Here is a 24,018-nt window from a genome sequence, read left to right as displayed (position 1 = left end):
GCCCCTGCCCGCCAAAACAAAAAGCGCGCCGTTTGAGCAAGATCAACAAATCGACACATCGTCTCGCTAGACTGGCAGCAAGAGATCAGGGGTGGCCATGTTCAAGAACGCCGTCAAGATATTCACACTCAATAAGTTTGACATCAAGGTTGATCCAAGCTGGCTGTTAATTGCCGCGCTGATCACCTGGAGCCTGTCACGACAGTATTTTCCGAACGTCCTTCCGGGGCAGACAAGCGATGTCTATCTGGTCATGGCGATTGCCGCGACTCTGTGCTTTTTCGGCTCGCTCCTGCTGCATGAACTGGCCCATTCGGTCGTGGCCCGAAGCTATGGCGTAGAGATCAAAAGCATCACCCTCTTTCTTTTCGGCGGCGTGGCCGAGCTCGAATCGGAGCCCCAGACTGCCGCCGTGGAGTTTCAGGTGGCCCTTGCCGGCCCGGTGATGAGTCTGGCACTGGCCTTTGGCTTCTGGGTGTTTGCCGGGGTCGTGGCGATGGTGTCGATGCCTGCACCGATCATCGAGGTGTTGTCCTATCTTTCGGTCATCAACCTTGTGCTGGCGTTGTTCAATCTTGTCCCGGCCTTTCCGCTGGATGGCGGGCGTGTGCTGCGCGCCTACCTGTGGCATCGCAACGGCGACATCCTGCGCGCCACCGAAATGGCGGCAAATTCCGGCGCGGTTTTCGCCTATGCCCTGATGGCTCTGGGCCTGATGGCGCTTTTTCAGGGCGCGACGGTGACCGGGCTTTGGCATATCCTGATTGGCGGCTTCGTGCTTTTTGCCGCAAGAGGAAGCTATCAGGCGCAATTGATGCGCAGCGCCTTTGACGGCAAAACCGTCAAGGCCCTGATGACCAGAGATCCGGTTGTTGTCGGGCCGGACATGACGCTGAACGACATGGTCAACCTGATCATGTTGAAACACCGCATCAGCTTTGTTCCGGTGGTCGAGGATCGCGTTCTGCTTGGTCATATCGACACGGCGGTTCTTGGCGGGATCGACCGGGAAAACTGGGCCGGCACCCGTGTCGACGATGTTTTCACCACTCTGGACGCGTCAACCAGGGTGCGCTCTGACCTGCCGATCAGGGATCTGATGTCGCTGATCGCCAGGACCGGGCGGCGCAAGTTTCTGGTGACAGACAATCACGCCTTGCTCGGGGTGATCACCCTGTCGGATTTGACGGCCTATCTCCACCTCTCGGCAATGCTTGCCCATCCCCCCAAGAGCGATTGAGGTCATGACCGAAATCCTGATCATTCAGGGCCATCCCGACGCCGCAGAGCCCCATCTGTGCCATGCGATAGCTCAGGCATATCGCGCCGGCGCCGAGGCCGCGGGCCATCGCGTGAACGTGATTGATATCGCCCAGCAGGATGTTCCCTTTCTGCGCTCGCAGGCGCAATGGGAAGGCCCAGATTGGCCGCCCATCTGCGCCCCGGCGCAGGCCGCGATCCTGGCAGCCGAGCATCTGGTCTTGGTCTACCCGCTCTGGATGGGGGATGTCCCTGCCCTGCTGAAAGCCTGGATCGAACAGGTGTTTCGCAAGGGCTTTGCCTTTGAGATGGACCGGCGCGGATGGCATCCTGCCCTTCGCGGCAAATCGGCGCGGGTGATCGTGACCATGGGCATGCCGGGCTTCGTTTACCGGTGGCTCTTTTTCGCGCATTCCCTGCGCAGCCTTGATCGCAATATCCTCAAGTTCTGCGGCATCCGCCCGGTCCGCTGGAGCATCCTCGGCAATGCCGAAGACCCAAGCGGACGGGCGCAGTCCCGGTTTCTGGCAAAAGCCGGACAGCTTGGCAGGCGCGCCCGCTAACCGCTTACGGGGGCCACTCGCAGAGCCCCCGATCACAGAATTCATCTCGACCGTTTCAGGGCCGAGCTACGTCGCGATGATGTCGTCAAGATACTTTTGCAGGCTGTCCAGCGGCGCATCCGACAGATCCTTGGCGATTTCACCCACAATCACGCCTCGCACCGGCGGCGTAAGCGCCTTGCGCATCACCCCGAGCATATGCGGGCCTGATACGATCACGAGCCGGTCAAAGTCTTTTCTCGCAAGGGAGACCTCAAGATCACGGGCAATCTCCTTGGCGAAGACCTGATCGGCGTGTTCTTGCGGGTCACCCTGATCGACCGCGCTGATGCCCGGCCCGGCGCTGCTGTGGCCAACCCCTGCCTCGGATGAAAACCCGATCGCGGGTTTAGCACTCCAGGCCTTATCCTCCAGGACGGCAAGCCCTTTGCCCTGCCCGCTATTGACCACGACGCTGGCATTGCGCGCGTCTGCCAAAACTACCCAAGTCACAATCGGTTTCATGTCACACTCCAGAATTAATATCTTCGTCCTTTGTCGCAGATGATGGCGCCCGGACCTTGAGCAATATCAATTGTGACTTGCGTCAAACCGCGAGATGTTGGCACGATCAGGAAACAAAACGGGACAGCAAGTGAAGAACGCCACTCAGGACAGCGCATTGCTCAACGCAATCATGGACGCCGCCGTTGACGCGATGGTCATATCGGACGCACACGGCGTGATCCTGCGCGCCAATCCCGCGGCCGGGCAGATGTTTGGATACGAGATATCCGAGATGCTCGGGCAAAGCGTAAATATGCTGATGCCCCAAGCGTTGGGCGAGGGGCATGACAGGTTCATGTCGGATTATATGCTGACGGGCGAGAAACATATCATCGACACCGGTCGCGATATCAAAGGCCAGCGCAAGGACGGTAGTGTGTTTCCGCTGCATATCTCTGTTGGCGAAACCAAGGCGACGGGCGCGCCGATGTTCGTCAGCATCATGCATGACCTGACCTATCGCCATGCGACCCAGGCGGCCCTTTCCCGGTCACAACGCCTTGACGCCATCGGCCAGATGACAGCGGGAATTGCCCATGATTTCAACAACCTGTTGACGGTTGTGATCGGAAATCTCGAATTGCTGGACATGCGCGGGCCAACCGACAGGCAGACTCCGCTGATCCGCGACGCGATGGATGCCGCCGAACTTGGCGCCGATCTGACCTCGCGGCTGATGGTGTTTGCGCGCAAAAGCAACCTCAAACCGGTCGAATCCGACCTTCGTGACCTTTGCAAGGTGGCCTTGAACCTCCTCAAGCGAACCCTTGGCGCAGCCTATCGCATAAGAACGGATTTCGCGGCGGATCTGAAACCCGTCATGGTCGATCCGGTCGAATTGAAAGCGGCGCTGATCAACCTTGCGCTGAATGCACGCGACGCCATGGGGCAAAAGGGCGAATTGCTGATTTCCCTTGCCAACGTCACGATCGACGACACCTATATGGCGCAGGAAACCGACATAGAGTCCGGCGAATATGTGCGCCTGTCGGTAAGCGATAATGGCAAAGGCATGACCCCCGAGGCACAGAATCGCGCCTTTGAACCCTTTTTCACCACAAGAACCGACAGCGGTGGCACGGGGCTTGGCCTGTCCATGGTTTACGGATTCGTGCGCCAGTCCGGTGGTCATATCACACTCTATAGCGAGCTCGGCCACGGCACGAGTTTCGGCCTCTATTTTCCGGTCTCCGGCACTTGTGCCGCCCCCGACAGCGACGAGGCCTGTCAACAGCGCGAGGACGCCTTGCCACATGGTCATGGGCAGGTCGTGCTTGTTGTCGAGGACAATCCCAAAGTGCGCCAGCTTGCGGTCGATCGCATCCGCAAGCTTGGCTATCACACCGAAGAGGCCGAGACCGGCGATGCCGCCTTTGAAAGGCTACAGGCGGGCTTGCAGGTGGATATCCTGTTTTCCGATCTCGTGATGCCTGGCAAGCTGAGCGGATACGAGCTTGCCGCAAAGGTTCAAACAGAATTCCCGTCAATCAAGGTCCTGTTGACATCCGGCTATGCAAGCGATGTCGTCACCGGAAAAATGCAGTATTCGCAAAGCCAGGATATCCTGCACAAGCCCTACCATCACGCCGATCTGGCGCAGCGGCTTCAGGCGCTTTTGGTTGCGCCATCCGAGGATTGAGTGATCTCCACATCGCCGACAAAGGTATAGCCGATGCCGCGCACGGTCTTGATAAGCTTGGGGTCTGACGGATCGCGTTCGATCTTTTTGCGCAGGCGCGCGACCTGATTGTCGATGGTACGGTCAAGCGGGCTCCATTCGATGCCGCCCACAAGATCCATCAGCTGATCTCGCGACAAGATACGTTTCGGGCGTTCCAGAAACACGGCAAGCAGCTTGAAATCACCCGTTGTCAGCCCACAGCTGGTTCCGTCCCGGTCCAGCACTTCAAGGCGGTCCGGCAGGACGGTGATCCCGTCAAAGGAAAAAGTGGCGCTGCCCTCGCCCGGTGCCGCCAAAGGCGTTCCGGCAATGGGGTCATCCGATACGGCGGGGCCACTGCTTCTGCGCAGAACGCTGCGCACGCGGGCCACCACTTCGCGGGTGTGAAACGGTTTGGTGATGTAGTCGTCAGCGCCGACTTCCAGGCCGACGACGCGGTCAATCACATCGTCTTTGCCACTCACCATGATGATCGGCACCTGCGACGTGGCGCGGATCGCGCGCGCCACTTCAAGACCGTTGTCGGCGCCAAGATTGATGTCCAGCGTGACAAGATCGGGCACAGAGTCCTTGATTTGCTCAAATGCCTCTTCGGCATTCATGGCCTCGCACACGCCGAGGCCTTCACCCTCCAGAACATTACGCAGGAGAGTTCTGATTTTTGGATCATCATCTACAACAAGGATCATCTTGCGCGTCATAACTCGTCCCTTTTCGCCGAGATTGGCAACTTGCTGAAATACACACTCAAGTCATCAATCCGGGGCATGCGCGCCCTTCGATACAAATTGATGCAAAACTTATACTATCCAACCTAACCCCTACTACACTGGCCGTCCAAGTTGACCTCATTACATCTTATGGGGGCGCTGCCAATGTATGTCACTATTCCGTCTGAACAAACACCTTTTGCGCCGCAACTCCGGTGTGCACGCAAGCAGGCGACAACCGTTACAAAGGTTTTCAAAGCCGGTAACAATCTATATTTCGAAGGTGATAAAGTTGACCGACTCTATCAAGTGCAATCCGGCGTCCTGCGCCTCACTCGTCTGCTCGAGGATGGCCGCCGTCAGGTGATCGCCTTCGGCTTTCCCGGTGATATTGTTGGATTTCCCTGTGATGGGCGTTATCACACCGACTGTGACGTTCTGACCGAAGCGCGGTTGCAGGCCTACCATTTGTCGGCGCTGGAAGGTGAGAACGGCAATCCGGAGCTTCACAAGGAACTGCTTCAGGCGGCCTTGCGCGAGATAAGCGCCATGCAGGATCACTTCATGATGCTTGGGCGTAAATCCGCCGTCGAAAAGGTTGCCTCATTTTTGTGCGTCCTGACTGAAAGAATGAGCAGTGACACAGGGTCACGCAATCAGGCGTTCTTGCCGATGAGCCGCTCAGACATTGCCGACTTTCTGGGCCTGACAACGGAAACGGTCAGCCGCACCCTGAGCCAGCTTCGCAAAAGCGGGATTATCGCAATCAACAATATCCATACGGTGGTGATCTTGCAGCCCAATGCGCTGTTTGGGCTGTCGCAAGGGCGTGAAGACATCGATTGCCCGTCAAAGTCCGGTCTGCATGGCCTGGCACGGGCCTGCTAGCGTTGCAAACCAGCCTGCCAGCGCCCTCAGGGTGCTGGCCACAACGACCGGACATCCTCGGACAGGCTGACGCGGACATCGTGAATTTCGCCCGCGCTCAGACGGTCATTCAAAAGCGCAAAGACGCATGCGATATCTTCCGCTCCACGATATTCATCGGTGTTTTCCATCTGTGAGGCGATATAACCTGCAAAGGCTTGCGCCCTGCGCTCCTTGATCGGTGTTTGCTTGGGCACCCAGCCCTCAAAGAACATGCCCCGGATCAACAGCGGAAGCTGCGCCGAAAGCTGTGCAAGCTCATCCGGCGACAGGTGATCGCGCAGATGTTGCAAGGTCACCCGCAACAGCCGCAGCGCGCTGCGGCTTGAATACCACCCCAGACGCGCGGTCAGGTCGTTGATCCATTCGTGGGTCAGGTGAACCGTGTGATCAATCACTTCGAGACCTTGGGCAGACATGCGTATTCTCCTTTTGCGGGGTCAAGTTTTGGTCGGCTTCATGTCGACATCAAGCGCCTGGCACGAGTTGCCGATGAAATGGGTCAATAGCGTCGTGGTCATCGCGCCGATCCCGAGGAGAACAAGGGTGTAATTCGCCACCCAGCCCACGAAGGGGATGAAATTCAACAGCGCGATGGCGATGATTGCCCCTGCAAACACCAGCAGGCGCGGTATGGTTCCGGCCTCGGGATCGCCGCCAAAGCCAACCCAGACACGCATCGCGACCGCATAGGCCCCAAGCGCATAGCCAAGCGTCCATGCCGCGGTGATGCCGAGCACGACAATCGGCACAAAGGGCAATCCGACAATCGTCAGACCGGTGACCGGCACCATGCCGAACATGACCGACAACCCGGCAATCCCCGCAATCAGGGTTCGGCCGGGGCCTGCGACAATGCTTTTGCGCATGGCCTCAAGACGTTTCGGCATGATCCCAAGCGCAAGTGCGCCGAGCACGACGAAAAACAGGAGTGAAATGATAAACCCGAAGATGATCGACGCGAATGTCGGGAACATCGGCATTTCTCGCCAATGGTCCATTTCTGCCATGTCGTCCCAGACATCCATTGGCGATATTTTCTCATAGACCACGCGGCTCGCAGGTGCCACGCGCTCGGGCACGTCAATTCTGTCTTCCATGCTATAGGTGAGCGTCCCCGTGACGACCGCCTTCGGCCCAAAAGACAGGGTCTTGGCAAGAATACGCACATCCCCCGTGATCGGCGCGTTCAGCACGACCTCTCGTCCGGTCACCAACAAAGCGCCCGCGACCGGCCCCTCGATGGTGACGGTCTTGCCCAGAAGACGCGCATTGCCACTGGTCTGCGCGCTGTCTTCGGTGCGCAGGCTAATGCCGGCGGCCGTCAGATCGCGGGCAATCGCCCCGCGCAAAACAACCGTCGCCCCGAGGGCATAAAGGTCTTCGCGGGTGTCGGCGCTGACCGAGACATCGAAACCGGCCACGTGCAGATCGCCCTCGCTCACGCCGCGCGCCACCGCCGTTTGCCCTGAAATGAAGGTGTCGCCTTGGGTATCGAGTGTCTCGGTGACCGATGCTCCGGCGATAAAGGTGTCGCTGCCGTTCCGGGTCACCATCACCGGTTCGCCAAAAGCGGGCATCGCAAGCCCCACGAGCAGGCATGCAGCGGCAATATGTCGGGACAGAGAGAGGGTCATGACAGCCTCCTGTGGGTTTCACATTTGCATCCCAAGATCATACCCCGCTTGGCCAAGGCGCGATTGATGCGGATCAATCCGGCCGCGACCCGAAATTGATCTTGATCATCCGCGCGCCAAAGCAACGGGCTAACATTGTCCTGGATCAGTGCGCCGAGGACAAAACCAGACATGCCACAGGACACCATCATCAAGTCAGAGGCGGCAGCAAAGGCCGCCAATATGGCCGACTACGCGGCCACATATGACAGCTTTCGCTGGGAGGACGCGCGCCGCGAGATCGATGGGTTGCCGGGCGGGCACCTCAACATCGCCCATGAAGCGATCGAGCGGCACGTCGCGGCCGGTCACGGCGCGCAGGTGGCGCTGCGCTGGATCGCGAAATCCGGTGAGAGGACCGATTACACTTATCTCGAGCTGTCGCAGCTGACCAATCGCTTTGCCAATGTGCTGCGCAGCCACGGCATTGAAAAAGGCGCGCGGGTCTATTCTTTGTTGGGGCGCACGCCCGATCTCTACATCGCGGCGCTTGGCACGCTGAAGGCGGGCTGCGTGTTCTGCCCGCTGTTTTCCGCATTTGGCCCCGAGCCTATTCGCGCGCGGATGGAGATCGGCGGCGCCAATGTGCTGATCACCACGGCGCGGCTTTACAAGCGAAAGGTCAGCGCGCTGCGCGATCTGCTGCCCGATCTGCGCCATGTGTTTCTGAGCGATGGCACGGCAGAGGGCACCGACGCCCTGTCGCCCCTGATGAAAGCCGCCTCGCCCGAGTTCACCACCGAGCCGATGCATCCCGAAGACACCGCGCTCTTGCATTTCACCTCTGGCACCACCGGCAAACCCAAGGGCGTGGTGCACGTGCATGACGCGGTTGTGGCCCATCACATGACCGGGCGCCTCGCGCTCGACCTGAGGCCCGGCAATACCTATTGGTGCACCGCCGATCCGGGATGGGTTACGGGCACCTCCTATGGCATCATCGCGCCGCTGACCAACCGCGTCACGATGATCGTGGATGAGGCCGAATTTGACGTGACCCGCTGGTATGACATCCTCGACAGGGAAAGCGTAAACGTCTGGTACACCGCGCCCACCGCGATCCGGATGCTGATGAAGGCCGGGATCGAGGCGACCAAAGGGCATGATTTCTCGTCCCTGCGGTTCATGGCCAGCGTCGGCGAGCCGCTGAACCCCGAGGCGGTGATCTGGGGCAATGACGTCTTCGGCATGCCCTTTCATGACAACTGGTGGCAGACCGAAACCGGCGGCATCATGATCGCCAATTTCGCCGCGATGGATGTCAGACCCGGCTCGATGGGCAAGCCGCTTCCGGGGATCAAGGCGGGCATTGTCGAGGTGACAGAGGATGGCCTTCGCGAGGTGAGCAAGCCTCTGGCGATCGGCGAACTGGCGTTGCGCCCGGGCTGGCCGTCGATGATGCGGGGCTATCTGCACGAAGAGGCGCGCTATGAGAAATGCTTTCGCGACGGCTGGTATCTTTCGGGCGATCTGGCGATGCGCGACAGCGACGGGTATTTCTGGTTTGTGGGCCGCAGCAATGACCTGATCAAAAGTGCCGGCCATCTGATCGGCCCGTTCGAGGTTGAAAGCGCGCTGATGGAACACGAGGCCGTGGCCGAGGTCGCCGTCATCGGCGTGCCCGATGAAACGGCTGGCGAACGGGTCAAGGCCTTTGTCGCGCTGAAACCGGGTTTTGCAACGACCGACGACTTGTTGCTTGAGCTAAGCGGCCATGCGCGCAAACGGCTTGGCCCTGCCGTTGCCCCGAAAGAGATCGTGTTTCGCAAGAACCTGCCGAAAACCCGAAGCGGCAAGATCATGCGCCGCCTGTTGCGGGCGCGTGAATTGGGCCTGCCGGAAGGCGACATATCGACATTGGAAAGTGATGAGCAATGACAGCGCCCCCTCTCAAACCCCGCCTCGACCATGACCATGTGCGCGATCTGCTCAAGGCGATGATCCGCATCCGCCGCTTTGAAGACAAATGCGCCGAGCTTTATACCCAACAGAAAATCCGCGGCTTTCTGCATCTCTATGACGGGGAAGAGGCGATCGCGGCGGGCATCATCCCGCTCCTTGGGCCAAAGGACCGGGTGGTCGCGACCTACCGTGAACATGGTCATGCCCTGGCGCGCGGCATTGCGATGGGCCACATCCTGGCTGAAATGTACGGCAAGGCCGAGGGCTGCGCCGGGGGGCGTGGCGGCTCGATGCATCTCTTTAGCCGCGATCACCTGTTTTACGGCGGCAACGCCATCGTGGGCGGCGGCTTGCCGATGGCCGTGGGCCTTGGTCTCGCCGACCGGATGGAGGCGCGCGATAGCGTGACGGCCTGTTTTTGCGGCGAAGGCGCCGTTGCCGAGGGCGAGTTTCACGAAAGCCTGAACCTTGCCGCGCTCTGGGGGCTGCCCGTTCTGTTTGTCTGCGAAAACAACGGCTATGCCATGGGCACAGCCCTGAACCTGTCTGAATCGCAAACCGACATAAGCGCAAAGGCCGCGTGCTATGGCATCGAGAGCACTTCGGTCGACGGCATGGATGTCGTCGCCGTCGAGGTCGCCGCGCGCCGCGCCCTGCGCCACATCGCAGAGACCGGCCAACCCTATTTCCTCGAATGCCGCACCTATCGCTTTCGCGCCCATTCGATGTTTGACGCCCAGCTTTACCGCTCCAGGGAAGAGGTCGCGGAATGGCGCGAAAAGGGGCCGATCCTGCGGTTTCAGACATGGCTTGATCAAAACGGGCTGCTGCATTCGGATGAGGTCTCAAGAATAATCGTCGAGGTCGATGAAGAGATCGCCAAGGCCGTTGCCTTTGCCGAAGCGGGCACAGACGAGCCGCTGGAAAGCCTGACGCGGTTTGTCATGTCGCCCGACCGCCCTGCCCCGCCCGCGCCCGTTAAACCCGGTCCGATGATCCCGACCACCTATCGCGAGGCCGTCCGCGGCGCGATTGTCGATGCCATGACGCGCGATCCCAAGGTGTTTCTGATGGGCGAGGATGTGGGCCATTATGGCGGCTGCTATGCGGTCAGCAAGGGCCTGCTGGATCAATTCGGCCCCGAGCGCATCCGTGACACGCCCTTGTCGGAATCCGGCTTTACCGGGGCCGGGATCGGCGCGGCGATTGCCGGAATGCGCCCGATTGTCGAGGTGATGACGGTCAATTTCTCGCTTCTGGCGCTGGACCAGATCCTCAACACCGCCGCCACCCTGCGCCATATGTCCAACAATCAGTTTGGCGTGCCCGTGGTAATCCGCATGGCGACGGGGGCCGGCAAACAGCTTGCGGCGCAGCATTCGCATTCGCTTGAGGGCTGGTACGCCCATATTCCGGGATTGCGCGTGCTGGCCCCCGCCACGATGGAGGATGCGCGCGGCATGCTCTGGACCGCCTTGCAAGACCCTGACCCGGTGCTGATTTTCGAGAACGTGATGCTTTATAACCGTGAGGGCGAGATTGCCGAAAATGCCGGTCCCGTCGATATCGACCGCGCCGCGATCCGGCGGAATGGCAATGATGTCTCGCTGATCACCTATGGCGGGTCGCTGTTCAAGACGCTTGAGGCCGCCGATCAACTGGCAAATGAGGGTATCTCGGCAGAGGTCATTGATCTGCGGAGCCTGCGACCGCTCGACATGGAGATGATCATCGCTTCGGTTACCAAGACCCGGCGCGCCGTGATGGTCGATGAAGGCTGGAAAAGCGGAAGCCTTGCGGCAGAGATTGGCATGCGGCTGGCCGAAGAGGCCTTTTACGACCTTGACGCCCCGCTTGCCCGCGTCTGTAGCGAAGAGGTGCCTATCCCCTACGCACAGCACCTCGAACAGGCCGCAATCCCCCAGACCGCGCGGATCGTCGCGACGGTCAGACAGATAATGGACACCACGCCATGAGCGCGTTTCTCATGCCCTCGCTTGGCGCAGATATGGAGGCCGGAACCTTGGTTGAACAATTGATGTCGCCTGGCGACAACGTAACGCGCGGCGATGTGATTGCCGCGATTGAAACCCAGAAAGGCGTGATCGAGATCGAGGTTTTCGAGGATGGCGTGCTTGACGCGTGGCTTGTTGATCCGGGCACGAAAGTCCCCGTTGGCACGCCGCTCGCGATGATCCGGTCAACGTCGGACAGCAGCGCCGCAGACCCGGACACGCCGGACACGCCAGAGCCAGAAGCGCCGCAACCGCATGATCCCAAACCCGCATCGGTGCCGCGCGAAGACCCCGCACCACACGATCCCGCGCCTCAAGGGCCGGGCCCCGAAGTGCCGATGCCAGAGGGGCCCTTTCCCGAAATTCCAGTGCCCGAAGACCGCGCGGCAACCGGCCCGGCGCCCACTCCACCCCGCCAACGCATAAGCCCTGCGGCGCGCCGTCTGGCGGCGCAGACCGGGGTTGACCTGCATAGCCTTGGCACCGGTGCGGCCAGGCCGATCACCCGGTCCGACATCGCGTCACTAGGCCAAAGCCAGTCCCCGGCGCAAAGCGACATGCGCGCCGCCATCGCGGCCGCGATGAGCCGCTCCAAACGCGAAATCCCGCATTATTACCTGTCCCATAGCGTCGATCTGACCAAGGCCGAGGCCTTTATCACCGCCGAGAACGCCAAGCGCGCGCCGGATGAAAGATTGCTTTTGGGGGCGCTCTATCTCAAGGCGCTTGCCCGCGCGGTGAAAAAGGTGCCGGAAATGAATGGCACGTTTGAAGAGGGTGAGTTTCATCAAAGCGAGGCTGTGCATGCGGGTCTTGCCATCGCCTTGCGCAGCGGCGGATTGGTGGCCCCGGCCCTGTTTGATACCGACAGGCAGAATCTTGACGACCTGATGACATCCATGCGCGACCTGATCGCCCGGGTCCGCGCCGGGCGCTATCGCGCGCGCGAATTGTCAGAGGCCACGATCACCCTTTCCAGCCTTGGGGATCGCGGCGTGGATCAGCTTTACGGCGTGATCTATCCACCGCAGGTGGCGATTGTCGGGATCGGCACCCCTGCCCTGCGCCCTTGGATCGAGGGCGCGAAAGTCGTGCCCCGCCTTACGGCCACACTCACGCTTGCCGCGGATCACCGGGTCAGCGATGGCCGCCGAGGCGCGCTGTTTCTCACTGCAATCGCCAAGCATCTGCAAAGACCGGAAACGCTATGACAGATATGACCGTTGAGGCCGCCCTGGCCGAAGAACTCCACCGCATCGCGCCTGATATCGCGCTGGACGACATCGACCGAACGCAGGATCTGCGCGAGGAATTCGATATCGATTCAATGGATTTCCTGACCCTCGTCACCGCGCTTGGCAAACGCTTTGACCTCGACATGCCCGAGGCCGATTATCCGAAAATGGAAAGCTATGACGCCTTGCTGGAGTATTTGCGCAGCAAAACAGCCTAGGGGTCGAACCGGGCAATCACTCCGACACAAGCGCCTCGATTTTCGTGCCCTCCGCGATGTCTTCAGTGGGATGCAGGATCACGGTTTCGCCCGCCTCAAGCCCGCCCAGAACCTCGGCAAAGGTGGTGTTGCGCCGCCCGATCTCGATGCCCCTCAGGTGCGCCGTGCTCCCCTCGGCCACGAACACCGCCCAATCGCCGCCCTCCCGGAACACGGCGCTTAGCGGCACTGCAAGGACATCATCGCTTTCCCATTCAACCGCACGCAGAAAGACCGAAAACCCGTCGCCAAGGTCAGCGCGCTGCTCGGGCGGCGTGATCAGATCAAACACCACATCGACGCGCTGTTCCTCGATGCCGAGGGCCGAAACCTTGGTATAGGCCGACGGCTCGATCTTGGAAATCCGCGCCTCGAGCGGCTCATCGCCGCCCCAGCGTTCGACAATCGCGCGATCGCCCAGATCAAGGCGGACGGCATCGGTCGACAACAGGTCGGCGACAATCTCAAGGTCATCGGGCTGACCGACCGACAAAAGCCGCATGCCCGCAACGACGGGGCGTTCGCTGATGACGTCGATCTCAAGCACCCGGCCATCCACCGGCGCCGTCATTTGCAAACAACAGCTCCCCTCGCCGTCGTCGCCCGCGCCCCCCGGTTCGATCAAGGCCGCGCGGGCGCGCTCAAGCGCGCTATTGGCCATCTCGAGCCCGGAAGCCGCAGCGTTTTCTGCAGCTTGTTTCATGCCAAGCATCTGCTCAGAGTCCTCAAGCCGCATCTGCGAGGCCACGCCGCGTTCGACAAGGGCCTTGCTGCGGTCGTATTCGCGCTGCGCATGGGTCAGATCCTCTTGCGCCTCGCGCACCCGGCTGCGGGCGACCTGAAGCGCGGCCTCGGCTTCGCGCACGGCGGCCTCGGCCTGAATGCGGCTGCGCGGATCAAGCAGGCTCGAGGAAAGCGGCTCGACCACGGCGACCACGGTTTGCCCGGCAATCACCGGGTCCCCCACCCGCACGGGCGCGCGCAGCGCGGTGCCGGTGATCGGGCTCGACACTTCATAGACCTCGCGAATGCGGGTTTTGCCATCGGCGTTGATCGTCACCTGCATCGGCCCGCGCGTCAGCCTGTGCAAATCCACCGGCACGGGATCGGTGTGCAGCGCCACGTAAACCAGCGAGGCAGCAATTGCCGCGCCGATAAAGCCAAGCACGTAATTGCGCGATTTCAGGGCCATTTACCTTACTCCCGTGTTTTCATGACCTGAACAAGGTCAAGCTGATCAAGTCGGCGCCGCACAATCAGCGAAGACACCAGTGATGCCGCCAGCACGATAAGGCTGGCGCGGGCAAATCCCGAAGGCTCAAGCACGAGCGGAATCGCGTAAAGGTCGCTGCTTGACCCCTCGACCAGGGCCGCCGCGATGCCCGCGCCCAAAAGCCAGCCGAGGGGTTGTGCCAGCACCGCAAGGATCATGGTTTCGCCGATCAGGATGAAGGAAACCTCGCCACGCGTGAACCCCAGAATGCGCAGGCTGGCCAGTTCACGCGCCCGCTCAGAGAGCTGAATGCGCGCGCCGTTATAGGCCACGCCAAAGGTGATCAGCACCGCGATCACCAGATAGATCGTGGTCATGATGGTGACGTTATAGCGGATCGTGTCCTGAAACGATTGGCGCATTTCATTTGTCATCACCAGGCCGCCAAGCTCCGGCGTGCGTTTCAGGACCGCGTGCAAGGCGGGGATCTGACGACTGTCCAACAGGAGGTTTGCCGCCGAGATACGGGGCGCCTGCCGCAACATCGCATTCAGTGTTTCAAGGTCCATATAGGCGCCAAGCCCGACATATTGCGTCACGATGCCGACCACGCGAACGCGGTGCGTTTCCGCGCGCCCGCCCTTAAATTCGGCCTCGATCACGTCGCCGACCCCGACGCTGAGCTGCCCGGCAAGGCGCCGCGACAACACGATCCCATCTCTGGGCACAGTGATCGCGCGACCGGCACTATCGACCACGCGCGACAGATCGATACCGGGGCGGTGCGCCTCGATGGCGACGTCCTTTTCAAGGTGGCCATGGCGCAGGATCGCGGCCTGGAACTGCTGCCCTTCCGCCACGAGAACACCAGGCAGATCGGCAACCGCCGCAAGCGCGGTTTCCGGGATATCGGGGGCAAAGAACAGCGTGGCATCCTGGCGGTTGGTCTGATCAAAGGTCTTGTCGATCATCGCGTCCAATGCATCCTCGAAAAAGCTCGACGCGATCAGAACCGCAACAGCAAGCGCAAGACCGAGCGTCGTGAACGCAGAGCGCATCGGCCACCGCATCAGGCTGCGCAGGATCATCATCATCGGTTGTGACAGGCGCATGAGCGCCAGCAGATCGTCAAGAATGGTCCGTTTAAAGCGCGGCGGCGCGGGCGGAGACATCGCCACGGCGGGGGCCAGCCGGGCGGCCCCGAGGGCGCTTTTGCTTGCGCCAAGACCCACGCTGACAAGCGCGAGGATACCCGAAATCGCATAGGAGCCATAGGACATCCGGTAGACCAGATAGGGAAAGTCGAAGAAGCTGGCATACATCTGCGCCACCGCATGCGACAGCCACGTGCCCACGCCCCAGCCCAGAAGCATGCCCGCAACCGCGATCAGACCCGCCAGCAACAGGTAATGCAGACAGACTTCGGCGTTGGAATAGCCGATCGCCTTCAAAAGCCCGATTTCGGCGCGGTCCAGCGCGATGATCCGACCGATCACCATGCTGACCAGAAAGGCCGCAATGCCATAGAAGATCGGCGGCAAGATCATCGCGCCGGTGCGCTGCTGTTCGATCTCGGCGTCGATAAAGCTATGCGAAATCTGAAGATCACGACTATAGGCCCCGAGCCCGCCATAAGGCTTGAGAAGGTCATCCAAGCGGTCGATCACGTCCTGTTCGTTGGCCGAGGGGTCAAGCTTGAGCGACACGCTATTGAAGGCGCCCTGCATGTCGAAGGCGGCCGACACCGCGCGCTCGGACATCCATAAAATGCCAAAGCTCTTGTTGTCCGGCAAAAGCGCACCGGGACCGATGGTATAGATGAACTCGGGCGACAACAGCATGCCGGTCAGGGTAAGCTCGCGTTTCTGCCCGTTGAGATTGGCAAAGAAGGTATCGCCGGGGCGCAAGCCGTTGGCGCGCGCAAAGGGCTCGTTTACCGCCACCTCGTCGGTGCGCGTGGGCGAGGGAAGCCGCCCCTCACGGACAATCGGCAGGTTCAGCATCATCTCGCCGCTGACCGGCAGCGACAGGATGCGCCCGGTGACCGTTTCCACCCGGCCCGGAAGATCAAGGATCACATGTTCATCCACCCGCGCCGCGACGCTGCGCACGCCGTCGATATTGCGCATGGCCTCGACAAGCGATTGCGGCGCCCGATTGGCACTGGCAAAGACATCGGCAAAGCGGTTGCGCTGATAATAGGCGGCGCGTGTGTCCTCCAGCGCCCCGTACATGCCATAGGTGGTCAGCAGGATCGCCACCCCGCAGCCCAGCACAAGCGCAATCGCAAGCGCCTGCGCCCACAAGCGGCGAAAATCCCGCAACAGCTTTTTATCGAGCGCGCGCATCGGACCGATCACCACGAAATTTCTGACGGGGCGATCTGTGCGTCATTCACCTCGACCCGCGCCACGCGCCCGTCCTGAAAATAAATCACCCGGTGCGCCATTTTGCGGATCATCGCGTTATGGGTGATCACCGCCGTCGTGGTGCCTAGCGTGTCGTTGATGGTCTTGAGCGCCTCAAGCACCTGCACGCCGGTCTTGCTGTCAAGCGCGCCCGTCGGCTCGTCACACAGCAAGACCTCTGGCCGTTTGGCAATGGCGCGGGCGATCGCGACGCGCTGCTGTTCACCGCCCGACATCTCGGCGGGAAAATGATCCATCCGATGCCCTAGCCCGACCATATCAAGCGCCTCTTCAGGGGCCATCGGATCGCGCGCGATATCGGTTACCAGCTGCACGTTTTCGCGCGCGGTCAGGCTTGGCACAAGGTTGTAGAACTGAAAGACAAAGCCGACATGATCGCGCCGATACCGGGTAAGCCCGCGATCCCCAAGCGCGGTCAGTTCCAGATCGCGAAACCAGACCCGCCCCTCGGTGGCATGATCCAGCCCGCCGAGGATATTCAGCAAGGTCGATTTGCCACTGCCCGAGGGGCCGAGCAAGACGCTCAGCTCGCCGGCAAACAGCTCAAGATCAATCCCGGCCAAGGCATGAACCTTAAGCTCGCCGGTATCATAGACCTTGGTCACGCCTTGGGTTTTGAATACGATTTCGGGCATTGCCCCCCCTTATGCCATGACCCTAGCCACGCGGCATATCCAAACCTTGATATAACGCAACTGCCGGGCGGATAAGCGGGACCCGGCGCAGGGCCGCACCGCCCGGATCAGCAGCTGTGCGCCGGTTTGCACGCCCCTGACACAGATCAATGCAGCGCGGCCATGCAATGTCTATGGTGCAGGCGCTGTGCCGCGCAGGATGATTGGGCGGGTCCCTCTTTCAACAGGAAAATCCATGACCAAAACCACCCCGAAACCGGTTGCCAATCTTCCTGTCATGGTCATGGCAAAGCCCGATGACATCATACCACGGCCCGAGGCGCATCCGCACAGGAACCTTGATCGCGCCATTCGCGCCGCTCTTGCCCAGGTAACCGGCGGCATCTCGCCCTATTCGGTGTCGCAAGCCTGGAACGACTGGGCGTTGCACCTTGGCCGCTCGCCCGGTCGCCAGCTAGAGCTTGCCGAGCGCGCGCAGGCCAATGCCCTCAAGGTGATGTCTTATGCGACCGGTGCAGCGGTTGGCAAAGACACGCCCGCGCCATTCGCCGCCAAGCCCCATGACCACCGCTTTGCCCATACCGCGTGGGACAATCCGCCGTTCAACCTTTGGAAACAGGGGTTTCTGGCGGTGCAGGACTGGTGGGATCACGCCACCGACACCACGCGCGGGCTTGATCCGCAGGATGCAGAACGAACCCGCTTTCAGGTGAGGCAGGCGCTTGATCTGGTCTCGCCCTCCAATTTCCCCTGGACAAACCCCGAGATCATCGAAGAAACCGCACGGCAAGGCGGGCGCAACCTGATCGAAGGCGCGTCCCATTTTACCGAGGATTTGATGCAAACCCTCACCCAGACTCATAAACCCGCGCCCGAGGGCTATCAGATTGGCACCGATCTTGCCTGCACGCCGGGCGAAGTGGTGTTTCGCAATGATCTTTTCGAGCTGATCCAATACACGCCGCAAACCAAAAAGGTGCGCGCCGAACCGGTGCTTTTCGTGCCTGCGTGGATCATGAAATACTATATTCTCGATCTTTCACCGCAGAATTCCATGATCAACTATCTGGTTGGCCAGGGCTTTAGCGTGTTCATGATTTCTTGGTGCAATCCAACGGCGGATCAGGCCGAATTGTCGCTTGAGGACTATCGCAAACACGGCGTTCTGGCAGCCATTGACGCGATCAATGCGATCGTACCGGGTCAAAAGGTTCACGCGAACGGATATTGTCTTGGCGGCACCCTGCTTGCCATCACGGCGGCAACCATGGCGCGGGACGGCGACGACCGGCTGGCCTCGGTCACGCTGATGGCGGCGCAGGTGGATTTCGCCGAGGCGGGCGAACTCTTGCTGTTTGTCGACGAAAGCCAGGTCGCCTTTGTCGAAGACATGATGTGGGAACAGGGATATCTTGACCGCCCCCAGATGACGCGCACCTTTGCCTCGATCCGCGCCGAGGACCTGATCTATACCCGCGCCGTGAACCGGTATTTCCTTGGCAAGGATGACCTTCCGACCGATATCACCGTCTGGAATGGCGATACCACCCGCATGCCTGCGCGCATGCATTCAGAGTATCTTCGCGGGCTGTTTCTGGAAAACCGGCTCACGGCGGGGCGCTTTGCCGTCGAGGGGCGGGTCATTGCCCTCAAGGATATCGCGGTGCCGATGTTCGTCATCGCAACCGAGTCTGACCACATCGCGCCGTGGAAGTCGGTCTATAAAACCAAGCTTTTCACCGATTGCGACCTGACGTTCGTCTTGACCAAAGGCGGGCACAACGGCGGAATCCTGAGCGAACCCGGCCACCCAGGCCGCCATTTCCGCATCGGGCACCGGGCGCCGGGCGCTCTTTATATCGGGCCGGACCGCTGGTTTGTCGCGCATCCGACCGAGCCCGGATCGTGGTGGCCCAAATACGCGGCCTGGCTTGGCAAGAAAAACAAACGCAGCAGTGAACCGCCGCAGATGGGAAACCCCAAAGCCGGGTTTGCCCCGCTTTGCCCGGCACCCGGAACCTATGTTCATCAGATGTGAGTGCCGGGATTGGACTTGTCGCCAAGAAAGACGGGCTATGGAACAGAAAGGGAGAAACGAATTCCGCCAGGATGCTATGCGGATCGCGCTGAAAAGTGGGTTGACGCGCAGGCAGGTTGCCGATGATTTCGGCGTCGGCCTGGCGCCGCTGAACACATGGAACACGGCACGGATGTAGTGCCGAAAGAGGATTTCCCCCTCGCCCAGGAGAATGATCGGCAGGCACCGGACGACGCATATTGCGAAGGCTTGTAGCTATGACACGCAGCATAAAACACAGCCCTGAGGCGTCGCTTCAGTTCGTCATTGCGTTTATCAAGAGCATCAAACCTGAAAGCGAGATTGAAACGATGCTGGCGGCGCAAATGGCGGCGGTTCATATCTGCGCGCCGGACGCATCGCGGCGGTATCTCTCGACCACGTCCCTGGACGGCAAGGACAGCGCAGAACGGGCCATGACCAAACTCACGAGGACATTCACAACCCAGATGGAGGCGCTGAAACGTCATCACGCCAAGGCCCGGAAAATCGTGCGTGTCGAGCGCGTGAATGTTGAGAGCGGCGGACAGGCGATTGTGAGCGACGTAAGCCACCAGGCGGAGGGTTGAGGATGAAAAGTAACGATAACCCCATGGACCCCACGCAAAGGCTCAGAGATGCGCCCAGATGCAGTGCTACCGCCAAGAGTACAGGGCAACGCTGTCATTGCCCATCTAAGCGCGTCGGCCGCCTGCACGGCGCAGGCGGTGGTGCGCCAGCGGGTTCGGCTCTCAGGAAAGAGGCGCGGGACTTTATCGGCGGATCGGAGTGATTTCCTGCAACTCCAGGTGCCTAATACTCCTCGACGTAGTGTAGAGCAGGCAGCCAACTTACGTCTTTGCTGGAAAAGGTAAAACTTCTTAAATTACCACCCACTCTACCGGTCAAGTGTCACATAGTCAGGCAAAAGGCCGATTGAGAAATATCAATTGGGCAAAGGTCGCGCAGGATGCCGGTTGTTCGGATGTGGTGCGCGTCTGTCGTGTTCCTGCGGTTATGACACCCTGACAGTTTATGCGATCCGAGGTGATGTGTATCCGAGCTGACCGAGTGGAAGCAGGAACAGCTGATCAAGGACCGTCTGAAAGGGCGGTCCTACGGCTCTATCGGCGACGAACTCGGTATCTCGGACAACTCGGTCAAGCGGTGGTGGACGCAGGCCGTCCCGGAAGACAAGAAACTGCTGATCGCGGCCAAGATGAAAAAGGAGGAGGTGCAGGAAGCAGCCGACCTCGTTGCCTCTGACGGTGACGACATTGACGCGGATTTGCGCTGGCTCCTGCGACGTCTTCGCAAAGTGATCGAGGAGGCAGACGAAACAGGCGAACCTGACCGCATCCTCGAACTCGCCCAGATGAAAGAGATGCGCCAAACGCTGATGGACCTCGCCAAGGTGCGCGGCATGTTCTCGAACAAGATCGACGTGACGGTAGACCTCGGCACCTCACCTCAGTTCATCATGCTGCGGAAGATCATCTTGAAAGTCCTAGAACAGCACCCAGCCGCAAAAGCTGACTTCCTCGCCAAGATGCAGACCCTCAAGGTGGTCGAGCACCAGCCATGATGCTCGATCCGGCTCTCCACCGCTACCTCGGCGGTCTGACGACCTCGCTCGATCCCATCGCACGGTTCAAGGCTGCGATGAAAGTCGAGCCGCGTCATTTCCAAAAAGACCTGCTTCTGTCTTCGGCGTCGCACATCATCCTGATGGCGTCGCGGCAACTGGGCAAGTCAACGGCGGTCGCCTGCGTCGCATGGGACGCGTTCCTGCGCGGCTTGACCGTTGTCGTCATCTGTCCGACCGAAAAACAATCGAAGGAGTTCCTGCTGCGCGTCAAAGAATTCCGCGACGCCGATCCATTCTCACCGCCGGACATCCAATTCCTCAAGATGGAGGTGACGGCGGCGTCTCATAAAGGTCGCATCCTCGCGATGCCCGCGACGGACAGTGCGCGTGGCTTCACGGCAGACATCTTGTGCCTAGATGAGTGCGCCGATTTGGCGGACGACGACATTGCGGCAGTCCTGCCCTTGCGGAAGAAGGTGACAGGTCGCCTTCTAGTTACGTCAACGCCGAAATGGAAAGAAGGCGATTTCCATCGACGTTGAAACCGCAAATGCCGACATGGCATCCATCTGCTCAATTGGAGTCGCCGGCTTCGAAAACGGTGCGCTCGCGTCTGAATGGTACTCGCTTATCGACCCGGATGACTTCTTCGATCCCGTCAACATGTCGATCCACGGTATCACGGAAGGTGATGTCCAAGGCGCGCCGACGTTCAAGGACGCCGCCGCAGACATCGAACGGTTCCTCGGATCGCAGATCGTTGTCACCCACACGCATTTCGACCGCGTCGCGATGCACCAAGCGGCGGGTCGCTGGGCAATCCCGGCCCCGGCTTGCAATTGGCTCGACTCGGCCCGCGTTGCCCGGAGGACATGGGCGGAATGTGCGAAGTCTGGCTACGGCCTCGCGAACGTCTGCAAGATGATCGGATACACCTTCGATCACCACAACGCGCTTGAGGATGCAAAAGCGGCAGGGCACGTCATGCTCGCCGCGATGCAGGAGAGCAGCCTGGATCTCGAAGCGATCCAGAAGCGGGTCCTGCAACCCATCGACCCGTCGTCGAGCGGATCGGCAGCGATAACGCGCGACGGGAACCCGGATGGACCGCTTACGGGCGAGGTGATCGTATTCACGGGCGCGCTCGAGATACCGCGCCGTGAGGCCGCAGACCTTGCCGCTTCCGTGGGCTGCAATGTGGCGAACAGCGTCACCAAGAAGACGACCATGCTCGTCGTGGGCGATATGGATGTGACGAAGCTCGCCGGTCACGACAAGTCATCGAAGCATCGGAAGGCGGAACAGTTGGTCGAGGCGGGTCAGCCGTTGCGTATCATCCGCGAAACCGACTTCAAAGAAATGGTCACGCTGTCCTGATAAAAGACTAATCGTTTAAACGTCCTTCCTTTTCAGACACTTAGTCGTTGACTCGGATCACCGAATCTGCGATCCATAGACCTGCGGTCACATGGGTGCGCCCTCTGCTCGCAATATCAACGGAGAAAAACATGCACAGAATTCTGCCGCGTCAGCGGCGAATGAGACGTGGGCTCCGTTGATGGCAGGTGTCCTCGTCCTCCAACCAATCGCCATCATTGATTGGAGACCCAAAAGATGACTGCTGAACTGAAAGAACTGATCTCGCATATCCTGTGGGAGGCTAAGAGCGTGGAGGAGGCAAGCTTCTCTCTGCGTGACGGCTCAACTGTGGACGTAAGGTGGGAAGAAGACTCCCACGCGGACGTCACCATAACGCAGGGCTTCGAAATCCACAGCTAGCATCGACGATATCGCAGCATTGAGGCCGTCCTTCAGGGCGGCCTCTTTCGTTCGATTCCAACGTGATCGGCAAGCCGCCATGTTGCAGCGTTGTTGTAGAGCGGTCCTCTACAAACCCGAAAATCACCGCTAACCTATTGATTTATATGGTGCCCCCACACGGACTCGAACCGCGGACCTACTGATTACAAATCAGTTGCTCTACCAGCTGAGCTATAGGGGCTCGGGCGCCTCATTACGCATTAACGTGGATCACTTCAAGCCGAATTCCGCACCACTCTGACACTTTATACAGATGCCGTGCCGAGGCAAAGAGCAATTGCGGTTTAACTCGGGCGAAAAGCCCGTATATATTGGCTCTACTTTTACAGGAACCGGGATACACATGCAGGTCGTAATTCACGCGGGCGCCCATAGTACGGATGACGACAGGCTGGTACACTGCCTGTCGGGCAATCGCGATATCCTGGCCAAATCCGGCACCAATGTGCCTGACCCAATCAATTATCGCCGCCTGGTGCGCGACATTCTGCATCAGGCACAGGATAGCGGGCTGAGTGCCGACGCGCGCGACGTGCTGGTTGACGCCATTAGTCATGATGGCGCGGTTGACCGGCTTGTCCTGTCCAATCCGGGCTTTTTCGGCACCCCCAAGATGTCTGTTGGTGGCGGGGTTTTCTACGGGGCGGCGGAATGGCGGCTTAGCCTTTTCCGCCAGATGTTTCCGGATGATGAAATCGAGCTTTTCTTTGCCATCCGCAACCCGGCCACTTTTCTCCCGGCGCTGCTTGGCAATACGCCGCACAAGGAGATGGACAAACTGTTGCGCGGCTCGGATCCGAGGCATATGCGATGGTCCGAAATGGTGGCGCGTATCCGCAACAGCCACCCTGATATTCCGGTCACGATCTGGTGCAATGAGGATACGCCACTGATCTGGTCTCAAGTCGTGCGTGAAGTGGCCGGCATCGACCCGACGGTCGAATTTGTCGGCGAATTCAGCCTCTTGATGGAGATCATGACCCGCCCCGGCCAACAGCGGTTTATGGCTTATATGGAAAGCCACCCCGGCATGACCGAGGCGCAAAAGCGCCGGGTGATCACGGCATTTCTAGACAAGTTTGCTGATGAAGACGCGATCGAGGAAGAGCTTGATGTGCCAGGCTGGACAGCCGAGCTTATTGATGCGCTGACAGAGATGTATGACGAAGACATCTATGAAATTCAGCGGCTCCAGGGCGTGCAGGTGATCACGCCCTAAGCCGGTTTGGACTCTGCGCAAATTGTCCTGGGCCTGTCCCGGTTTGATGCCGCTCCTTTGACAGACCTTGGTGAAAGCTGGCCGGAAAACTCGTGGCGGACAGCAACACGTGGGCGTCCAACCGCCCCTCACAAGTAGTGCCGCTCGCCATTGATCTTCACGAAAACCTCGTCCAGGTGCCACTGCCAATTCGAGTATGCACGCAATATAGATTGAGGATCGATCTATAATATGCTGTTATTTATTAATTATTACAGATTCAAACTCAGCGGATATCCGCGCCTC

22 protein-coding genes, 1 tRNA gene and 2 pseudogenes are annotated in these 24,018 nt (G+C 60.0%); 16 read left to right on the top strand and 9 right to left on the bottom strand.

What is annotated here, in order from left to right; all coding sequences use genetic code 11:
• Nucleotides 1–97 precede the first annotated feature (97 nt).
• Complete coding sequence (locus BUB78_RS12350) at nucleotides 98–1,240, top strand: site-2 protease family protein (RefSeq protein WP_073198400.1); 1,143 nt, start codon at nucleotides 98–100, stop codon at nucleotides 1,238–1,240.
• A gap of 4 nt (nucleotides 1,241–1,244) precedes the next feature.
• Nucleotides 1,245–1,823, top strand: a complete 579-nt coding sequence (locus BUB78_RS12345) for an NAD(P)H-dependent oxidoreductase (RefSeq protein WP_073198399.1) — start codon at nucleotides 1,245–1,247, stop codon at nucleotides 1,821–1,823.
• Between the two features lie 66 nt (nucleotides 1,824–1,889).
• Here BUB78_RS12345 and BUB78_RS12340 read toward each other — a convergent pair whose 3' ends face one another.
• Nucleotides 1,890–2,327 carry a host attachment protein gene (locus BUB78_RS12340; protein WP_073198398.1) on the bottom strand — a complete coding sequence of 146 codons (438 nt, stop codon included), beginning with the start codon at nucleotides 2,325–2,327 and terminating at the stop codon, nucleotides 1,890–1,892.
• A 130-nt stretch (nucleotides 2,328–2,457) separates the two neighbouring features.
• Between BUB78_RS12340 and BUB78_RS12335 the strand changes: the two genes are divergently transcribed.
• A complete protein-coding gene (locus tag BUB78_RS12335) occupies nucleotides 2,458–4,008 on the top strand; it encodes a PAS domain S-box protein (protein ID WP_084732861.1) in 1,551 nt (516 codons plus the stop codon).
• Here BUB78_RS12335 and BUB78_RS12330 read toward each other — a convergent pair.
• Entirely contained in the window at nucleotides 3,975–4,751 is a 777-nt protein-coding gene (locus tag BUB78_RS12330; RefSeq protein WP_073198396.1) for a response regulator, read from the bottom strand. The two genes, BUB78_RS12335 and BUB78_RS12330, sit on opposite strands and share 34 nt — an antisense overlap.
• A gap of 174 nt (nucleotides 4,752–4,925) precedes the next feature.
• On the opposite strand from BUB78_RS12330, the gene BUB78_RS12325 reads away from it, so the two are divergent.
• Nucleotides 4,926–5,648 carry a helix-turn-helix domain-containing protein gene (locus tag BUB78_RS12325; protein WP_073198395.1) on the top strand — a complete coding sequence of 241 codons (723 nt, stop codon included), beginning with the start codon at nucleotides 4,926–4,928 and terminating at the stop codon, nucleotides 5,646–5,648.
• 26 nt (nucleotides 5,649–5,674) lie between these two features.
• Here BUB78_RS12325 and BUB78_RS12320 read toward each other — a convergent pair whose 3' ends face one another.
• On the bottom strand, nucleotides 5,675–6,106 hold the full coding sequence (locus BUB78_RS12320; protein WP_073198394.1) for a DUF2267 domain-containing protein: 432 nt from the start codon (nucleotides 6,104–6,106) through the stop codon (nucleotides 5,675–5,677).
• Between the two features lie 21 nt (nucleotides 6,107–6,127).
• The gene (locus tag BUB78_RS12315; RefSeq protein WP_139279335.1) at nucleotides 6,128–7,324 is read right to left on the bottom strand and encodes a hypothetical protein; all 1,197 of its coding nucleotides are present in this window, start codon (nucleotides 7,322–7,324) and stop codon (nucleotides 6,128–6,130) included.
• A gap of 171 nt (nucleotides 7,325–7,495) precedes the next feature.
• Here BUB78_RS12315 and acsA point away from each other — a divergent pair, with 171 nt between their 5' ends.
• The 4 genes from acsA to BUB78_RS12295 are packed head-to-tail and all read left to right on the top strand — an operon-like array spanning nucleotide 7,496 to nucleotide 12,733.
• Nucleotides 7,496–9,241 (top strand): acetate--CoA ligase, encoded by a 1,746-nt coding sequence (gene acsA, locus BUB78_RS12310; protein ID WP_073198392.1) that lies wholly within the window; start codon nucleotides 7,496–7,498, stop codon nucleotides 9,239–9,241.
• The gene (gene pdhA, locus BUB78_RS12305) at nucleotides 9,238–11,241 is read left to right on the top strand and encodes a pyruvate dehydrogenase (acetyl-transferring) E1 component subunit alpha (protein ID WP_073198391.1); all 2,004 of its coding nucleotides are present in this window, start codon (nucleotides 9,238–9,240) and stop codon (nucleotides 11,239–11,241) included. Before acsA ends, pdhA begins: the two co-directional genes overlap by 4 nt.
• Nucleotides 11,238–12,491, top strand: coding sequence for a dihydrolipoamide acetyltransferase family protein (locus tag BUB78_RS12300; protein WP_073198390.1), 1,254 nt, complete (start codon nucleotides 11,238–11,240; stop codon nucleotides 12,489–12,491). Before pdhA ends, BUB78_RS12300 begins: the two co-directional genes overlap by 4 nt.
• Nucleotides 12,488–12,733, top strand: coding sequence for an acyl carrier protein (locus tag BUB78_RS12295; protein ID WP_073198389.1), 246 nt, complete (start codon nucleotides 12,488–12,490; stop codon nucleotides 12,731–12,733). The genes BUB78_RS12300 and BUB78_RS12295 overlap by 4 nt, the downstream gene beginning before the upstream one ends.
• 16 nt (nucleotides 12,734–12,749) lie before the next feature.
• On the opposite strand, the gene BUB78_RS12290 is transcribed toward BUB78_RS12295, so the two are convergent.
• The 3 genes from BUB78_RS12290 to BUB78_RS12280 are packed head-to-tail and all read right to left on the bottom strand — an operon-like array spanning nucleotide 12,750 to nucleotide 17,049.
• Nucleotides 12,750–13,964: an efflux RND transporter periplasmic adaptor subunit gene (locus BUB78_RS12290; protein WP_073198388.1), complete on the bottom strand. Its 1,215-nt coding sequence runs from the start codon at nucleotides 13,962–13,964 to the stop codon at nucleotides 12,750–12,752.
• Between the two features lie 5 nt (nucleotides 13,965–13,969).
• Nucleotides 13,970–16,333 (bottom strand): ABC transporter permease, encoded by a 2,364-nt coding sequence (locus tag BUB78_RS12285; protein WP_073198451.1) that lies wholly within the window; start codon nucleotides 16,331–16,333, stop codon nucleotides 13,970–13,972.
• 8 nt (nucleotides 16,334–16,341) lie between these two features.
• Nucleotides 16,342–17,049 carry an ABC transporter ATP-binding protein gene (locus BUB78_RS12280; RefSeq protein ID WP_073198387.1) on the bottom strand — a complete coding sequence of 236 codons (708 nt, stop codon included), beginning with the start codon at nucleotides 17,047–17,049 and terminating at the stop codon, nucleotides 16,342–16,344.
• A gap of 235 nt (nucleotides 17,050–17,284) precedes the next feature.
• Between BUB78_RS12280 and BUB78_RS12275 the strand changes: the two genes are divergently transcribed.
• The 7 genes and pseudogenes from BUB78_RS12275 (at nucleotide 17,285) to BUB78_RS20720 (ending at nucleotide 22,472) form a co-directional block, all read left to right on the top strand.
• Nucleotides 17,285–19,087, top strand: coding sequence for a PHA/PHB synthase family protein (locus tag BUB78_RS12275; protein WP_139279334.1), 1,803 nt, complete (start codon nucleotides 17,285–17,287; stop codon nucleotides 19,085–19,087).
• A 37-nt stretch (nucleotides 19,088–19,124) separates the two neighbouring features.
• Nucleotides 19,125–19,306, top strand: a pseudogene (locus BUB78_RS20125) (transposase); the annotation flags it as partial.
• Nucleotides 19,307–19,344: 38 nt separating this feature from the next.
• Entirely contained in the window at nucleotides 19,345–19,695 is a 351-nt protein-coding gene (locus BUB78_RS12270) for a hypothetical protein (RefSeq protein ID WP_073198386.1), read from the top strand.
• A 629-nt stretch (nucleotides 19,696–20,324) separates the two neighbouring features.
• Nucleotides 20,325–20,690 carry a hypothetical protein gene (locus tag BUB78_RS12265; protein ID WP_073198385.1) on the top strand — a complete coding sequence of 122 codons (366 nt, stop codon included), beginning with the start codon at nucleotides 20,325–20,327 and terminating at the stop codon, nucleotides 20,688–20,690.
• Nucleotides 20,687–21,235: a terminase large subunit domain-containing protein gene (locus BUB78_RS12260; RefSeq protein WP_073198384.1), complete on the top strand. Its 549-nt coding sequence runs from the start codon at nucleotides 20,687–20,689 to the stop codon at nucleotides 21,233–21,235. The genes BUB78_RS12265 and BUB78_RS12260 overlap by 4 nt, the downstream gene beginning before the upstream one ends.
• A gap of 16 nt (nucleotides 21,236–21,251) precedes the next feature.
• Entirely contained in the window at nucleotides 21,252–22,070 is an 819-nt protein-coding gene (locus tag BUB78_RS12255; protein ID WP_073198383.1) for an exonuclease domain-containing protein, read from the top strand.
• A 237-nt stretch (nucleotides 22,071–22,307) separates the two neighbouring features.
• Entirely contained in the window at nucleotides 22,308–22,472 is a 165-nt protein-coding gene (locus BUB78_RS20720) for a hypothetical protein (RefSeq protein WP_170865069.1), read from the top strand.
• Nucleotides 22,473–22,619: 147 nt separating this feature from the next.
• Here the strand turns inward: BUB78_RS20720 and BUB78_RS12250 are convergent.
• A tRNA-Thr gene (locus BUB78_RS12250) sits at nucleotides 22,620–22,695 on the bottom strand.
• A gap of 162 nt (nucleotides 22,696–22,857) precedes the next feature.
• Here BUB78_RS12250 and BUB78_RS12245 point away from each other — a divergent pair.
• Nucleotides 22,858–23,733: a hypothetical protein gene (locus tag BUB78_RS12245; protein ID WP_073198382.1), complete on the top strand. Its 876-nt coding sequence runs from the start codon at nucleotides 22,858–22,860 to the stop codon at nucleotides 23,731–23,733.
• Nucleotides 23,734–23,864: 131 nt separating this feature from the next.
• On the opposite strand, the pseudogene BUB78_RS21185 reads toward BUB78_RS12245, so the two are convergent.
• Nucleotides 23,865–23,939: pseudogene (locus BUB78_RS21185) on the bottom strand (IS6 family transposase); the annotation flags it as partial.
• Nucleotides 23,940–24,018: the final 79 nt, after the last annotated feature.

This window comes from Roseovarius marisflavi (assembly GCF_900142625.1).
In the GTDB taxonomy this organism is placed as follows: Bacteria; Pseudomonadota; Alphaproteobacteria; order Rhodobacterales; family Rhodobacteraceae; genus Roseovarius; species Roseovarius marisflavi.
The sequence above is the reverse complement of the archived record's forward strand: the minus strand, read 5'-3'. Positions and strand labels throughout refer to the sequence as shown.